Origin of the sequence: Caldimonas sp., from assembly GCF_046289365.1 — a bacterium.
Taxonomy (GTDB): Bacteria; Pseudomonadota; Gammaproteobacteria; order Burkholderiales; family Burkholderiaceae_C; genus Caldimonas.
The window spans coordinates 1-5,379 of the sequence record NZ_JBKBVU010000208.1 but is presented as its reverse complement, the minus strand read 5'-3'; the positions used below and the strand labels follow the sequence as shown (position 1 = coordinate 5,379).

Sequence of the window (5,379 nt, the reverse complement as noted above, 5' to 3'; positions counted from 1 at the left end):
GCACATCCCACTGCCAAATCGTCAGGCCCCAGTCGGCGTGCAGGTCCGGCATGATCTGGCCGGCCTGGAAGTGGCGGCGGCTGTTCGCCTTGGCCGGCGTGAACCACCAGCCCGTGCGCGGACAGGGCGATCCGGCAGGGGTGGAGGGCGGTCGGGGCCTTGCATCGCCGGGAAGATCGACTTCTTCCCTCCAGTTGGCCGGCCAGTCGATGGGGCCGGTGTACTTTTCGTCGAGGATCCAGTCTTGATCATCTGGATCTTCCTCCCAACGATCATCAACCGTGTATGCAATGTTCTGCGCCATCCTCGCCATCGGCCCCCAGTAGCGCCCCAATTCGCGGTGTTCGTCCGGGGTAAGCCAAGACAGGAAGTCGCCTTCGCTGACGAGGTAGCGGTTGTAGTCGGGGATGGAGCGAAAAAGACCCGATGCGTAGTACTTGTCCCAAAGCTCGCGTTTGTAGTCGCCAGGCTTGGGCTTGGCCTCGATCAAAGGCATGGCGGTTTGGGCAAAGTTCTTCGCAACAGCAGCTTCACCGGGGCACTGTTGCTGCCATTGAGCATCAGTCAATGCACGATTCAAAGCGCGACGCAGAACGCCGCGCCACTGCTCATGCGTTCGGACCAATTCCTCGTGATACTCGAAGGATGAGAACTTTTGCTTGAGCCAGGCCTTGCGCGCGCGCTTCTCGTCCTCGGGCATGGCCTTGATGTGCGCGGGCAGTTGCAGCGGGTTGTCCTTGGCTTGGCTCATGGTGCGTTTCCTGTGGGCTGGGGTGGGGGCACGGCCACATCCAGAGGCACGACCTCGAAGCAAGGGCCGTCCTTGGGCACGATGTTGCCGATCTTCGCGTCGAAATCCGTAAAGTTCGTCGCTTGCCTTTGGGTGATGAAGCCGTGGCGTTGCAGCACGGCCAACTGCTCGCGGTCGAAGAACTGCTGCTGTCCTCCACCGGGCAAGTACCAGTCGTCGGGAACTTTGGTGCCATCGGGGAGCTGCTTTTCATAGACCTGAGAGGCGGCCGGACCTTCCCAGAACTTCAGCTCCTCGCGGTACTTCACGGGGCGGCCTGCGGCCTTCTCCTGCAAGGCGTGCAGTTCCTTCCACACCGGATGGCCCTTGGGCGGCACACGCAGCTCCACGTATTGACCGTCCTTGTTCCAGCCCTCCTTGACCGACAGATCGGCGCGCATCGCCTGCCCGTCGGCCGGCAGCTCGCGCGTCCAGAAGGCGCCGCGGTCCATGAAATCACCCTTGTCGTGACTGACCAGCCGCTTGAAAGTCTGCGCGCTGCCTGCGCTGATGCGCTGCGCGCGCAAGGTGCCCGAGAAGGTGTCGTAGTCGGTGTTGTACCGACCGGGCTTTTGGGGGTTGGGAGCCGTCAGATCGGGCCAACCTTCTTGGACTTTCTCTTTTGCTCGATCCCAGTTCCGCTCACTAAGTGGTGGATTCTCCACCTTGGTCACCCCTGGCACATAGGGTTTGGCACCCACGGGGCGGCCGCTGGCGTCGGTGTAGCGGTACTCGCGCGGATGCTGCACCAGCAGCAGCCGGCGCTCGGGCAGGCGGCGGGTGTTGCCCGGCTCGGGCGGGTGGGGGTTGCGCAGCTCAGGCCCGGCGTGCTCGGCGCTGCGCTCGAGCTTGGCCACCGCCGGGGCGGCCTGGCCGGTGGGCACGGTGTAGGTCACATGGGTGGCCGCGCGCAAGTCGCCGGCCAGCAAGGCGCCCAGGCGCTCGTCCATCTCCAGCAGCGCCTCGGGGATCTTGCGCCGCGCCGCCTCGCGCAGGCTTTGCAGTTGCCCGATGAAGGCCTGGCAGCGCTGCACACCGCGCAAGGCGGCCTCACGCCCAGGCAGCCACACCGGCAGGCTGTGGGGGTCGATCGCCTGCAGCTTGCGTTGCAGCCCCCGGGCCAGCTCGATGAGCTTGTCGATCTGCTCGTTCAAGCCGCGCACCACGGCGTCTTTGTAGCGGGCAAACTTCACCTGCTGCAGCGCCTGCACCGCATTGCCGTAGCCATGGGCGTTGAGGAACTCGACCAGGCTCTTGAGCGCCACGCCGCCCTTTTTGACCAGGCACAGGCCCACGGCGCGCAAAAAGCCGCCCAGCTCAGCGCCGACCAGGGCGCCCACGCCAGCGGCCAAGGCGCCGGCGGCCGTCAGGATCAGCGGCAGCAGCATCACCACCAGCAAAATCCACTCGTCCACGTCCTCGCGCTTGTCGGGGTGGCGCGCCAGGCGCACGATGACGGCGATCAGGTCGCGCAAGGTCACGATGGAGCCCAGCCCGGGCACGAAGCCCACCATGGCGTCGGCCACGATCTGGCTGGTGCTGCGCCGGTCCTCCCATTCACCCAGCACCACGCCGCGCAGCCAGTGCCAGGTCTCACCCGCCCCGTCCCACACGCGCTCGACGATGCCCGCAGGCAAGACAGTCTGGCTCATGCCGCACCTGTGTTCCAGTGCTGCAGGTCCTCGTCGCAGCGCGCCGGCAGCTTGAAGCGGCCATAGGGCCGGATGTCCGGGCCGACGGTGAGCTCCACCATCGCACCGCGCAAGCCGTCGATTTGCGCAAAGCCCTGCACGTCGAGCTGCGTGCGGTGCACAGTGCCGTCGGCGCTGCGCGCCAGCACTGACGCGCCTTGCACGGGTTCGCCGTCGTGGTAGGCCAGGCGCACCTGAGCGGTCGCCTCAGGCACCTGCACCAACCCGGTGGGCAAATGGGGCAAGAGCGCCGGCTCGCTCAGGCCCGCCCCCCAGTCATGGGTGGCGGCATGCACGGTGAAGGCGCCCGGGCAGGTGAAGGTGATGTGGGGGCCGTCGAGCACGATGCGCGCTGCGCCCGAGGCCAGCTCGATGCGCTCTTGCGCCTGGATGTGGATCTCGTCGTCGGTGCTGGTGAGCGTGGCCTCGCGCTCGGCCTGAACGCTCAGGCTGTCGGTGTGGGCGCGCATGCTCAGCGGCCCGGCAGCGGCCTTGAACTGCAGGCCCTGGTCGTGGGCGTACCAGCGCAGCGCCGCGCCGGCGGTGATGCTGGCGGTGTGGGCGGCGCTGAGCTGCACATCGTCTTGGGCCACCCAGTGCTGGTCCCCGGCAGCCCAGCTCACCAGCGGGCCTTCGGTGCTGAAGACGGCGCCGGCAGCGGCATCCCACACCATCAGCGGCTGCGCAAAGCCGCTGGCGGCGGCCTGTTCGGTGGAGGGGGGCTCCACCTGCTGCACGGCCTGGGTCCACACCGCTGGGGCCTGGGCCGGCTGGCAGGCGCTGGCGGCTTGGTGCAGCCGCTGGTGCAAGGCGTGTGCGCCGCGCCACTGGGCCTGGGCCTCGGGGGTGTCCATCTGCGCGCCGTGCACACTCTGGCCCAAGGCGGGCCGGGCGGTGGTGCTCAGCAGCAGGCCTTGGGCGGCGCGCACCATGGTCCAGCCGGCGCTGGCCAGCTCGAAGCCGGCGCCCCGCCAGGGCCCGCGCTGCGCGCCGCAGGCGGCTTGCTCGATGAGGTGGCCCAGGCCCAGCTCGCTCATGGTGTGGGTGCACAAAAAGCGCATGCGCAGCTGGCCGGTGGCATCGTCGAGCACCCAGCTGTTGTGATGCCCGCCGTCCAGCCCATGGCTGAGCCAGCCCGAGATCGTGCCAGGGTGGTTGACCCCCGAGTCCTGGCCGGCCGCATAGGGCGGGGCGTCGCACTCGTTGTACAGCTGGCCCACGATCACCGGGCGGTCGATGTCGCCCTCGACGAAGTCCACCAGCACCTCGGTGCCCACCCGCGGCACAAAGACCGTGCCCCAGTTGGGGCCGGCCGCGCCTTGGGTCACGCGCACCCAGGCGCTGGCGCGCTCATCGCCCGGGGCATGACCCTGGGCATCGACGGGGCTGTCGTGGGCCAGGCCGCCGGGCAGCGGGCGCACGCCGCGCTGCCAGGGAAACTGGATCTTGACCCGCGCGTTGCGCTCGGTGTGCAAGGCCGCGCCGTCCACGCCGGTGACCACGGCGGCTTGCACCCCCGGCGCCTGGGGCTTGGGGGTCCACGGCGGCACCCAGGGGTGCTCGGCCGCGCAGGCCTCGAACTCGTTGTGGTAGCCACCGCCGGCGGCATCGTCCTGGGCCGCGGCGGCGGCTGCGCCGGGCGGCGGGGCCGGCAAGGGGTTGGTGATGTGGTGGCGCACCCGGGTTAAGCGCCAGCGCCGGCCTTGCAGCGCCGCGTGGGCGCCGATCTCGATCAGCGCCCCGGGGACGAGCCGGCGCACGCTGGAGCGGGCGTGCAGGCCCTGCTGGGGCCAGGCCAGCGCCTGGGCGCGGCGGCGCGCCTGTTCGTGCGCGTGGGCCGCATCGGCGTAGCGCTGCTGGCCCGCGCCGTCGTAGACGGCCAGCGCCGGCCAGTGCGGGCGCGATGGGGCGGCGGCGGTGTCCTGGGCGATGGTGTCCTGGGCGGTGGTGCCGGCCAGGTGCTGCGGGCTCCAACTGCCCAGCACGACTTCGGTGGCCGCGCCGTGGTGGTGCACGGCTGCGCCGTGGACGGCTTCTCGGGCCTGGGGCCCCAGGCGCAGGTCGCCGCGCCCAAAGGGCAGCGCGCCCAGATCGGGCGCCGGGGCCTGGGCGTCGGTGATGACCATCACGTGCTGCGCGGGCGTCTCGCCGTGCGCGTCGTGGTGCTCGAAGTGGTAGACCAGGCCTTCTTCGGCCAGCAAGCGCTCGATGAAGGCGGCGTCGCTCTCGCGGTATTGGCAGCACAGCTCGCGCACGCGCAAGGCGCGCTGCACCTGCGCGCGCCAGCGCGCCTGGGGATGGTCGCGCAGCACCTCGGCCACGATGTCCAGCGCGTGGCGCCCCTGGTAGACGAAGCTGTCGCGGCGGGCATGCAGCAGGCTCAGCCAGGGGCCCACGGTGAGGTGGTAGCGCGCCCACCCTCCGTCGGCACCGCCAAAGCGGGCAGCCAGCACGTGGCCGTGCCAGGACCGCAGCGAGCCGTCGGCACACAGCAGTTGCAGCACCACCTCGTGGCCCGGCCAGGCGGCCACCGGCAGCCCCGCCGAGGGGCTCAGCGCGTCGATCTCGAGCCGAAACGGCTCGCTCAAGCCTTCGTGCACGAGCGCGCGCTGGGCGATCAGCCCGGCCGGCAGCACCCCGGGCAGCAAGCCGCCTTGCAGGCGCAGCAAGCGCGTAGATTGGCTGAAGGCCACACCAAAAGCGCTGGACGCAGCACGCCGCGCCGCCTCGGCAAGGTCAAGGTCCATGCATCCTCCCTGGATGGTGGCGGGGCGCGCCCGCTCGACGATGGAACGCTCGGTCTCAGAGCGCGGCGCAGTATGGACAAGGCCCCGCCGCCTTGGGAAGCCAGCAATCGCGGGTTTTACAAAGAGTTGCCGCAGGTTGCGGGTGGTTACG

At 69.8% G+C, this 5,379-nt stretch carries 2 protein-coding genes and 1 pseudogene; all 3 read right to left on the bottom strand.

From position 1 onward, the window contains the following. Positions 1-751, bottom strand: a pseudogene (locus ACK42S_RS15360) (hypothetical protein); the annotation flags it as partial. Then, on the bottom strand, positions 748-2,442 hold the full coding sequence (locus ACK42S_RS15355) for a hypothetical protein (RefSeq protein ID WP_409709455.1): 1,695 nt from the start codon (positions 2,440-2,442) through the stop codon (positions 748-750). The gene ACK42S_RS15355 and the pseudogene ACK42S_RS15360, both read right to left, overlap by 4 nt. Then, positions 2,439-5,228, bottom strand: coding sequence for a type VI secretion system Vgr family protein (locus tag ACK42S_RS15350; protein WP_409709452.1), 2,790 nt, complete (start codon positions 5,226-5,228; stop codon positions 2,439-2,441). Before ACK42S_RS15350 ends, ACK42S_RS15355 begins: the two co-directional genes overlap by 4 nt. Between the last annotated feature and the right edge of the window lie 151 nt (positions 5,229-5,379).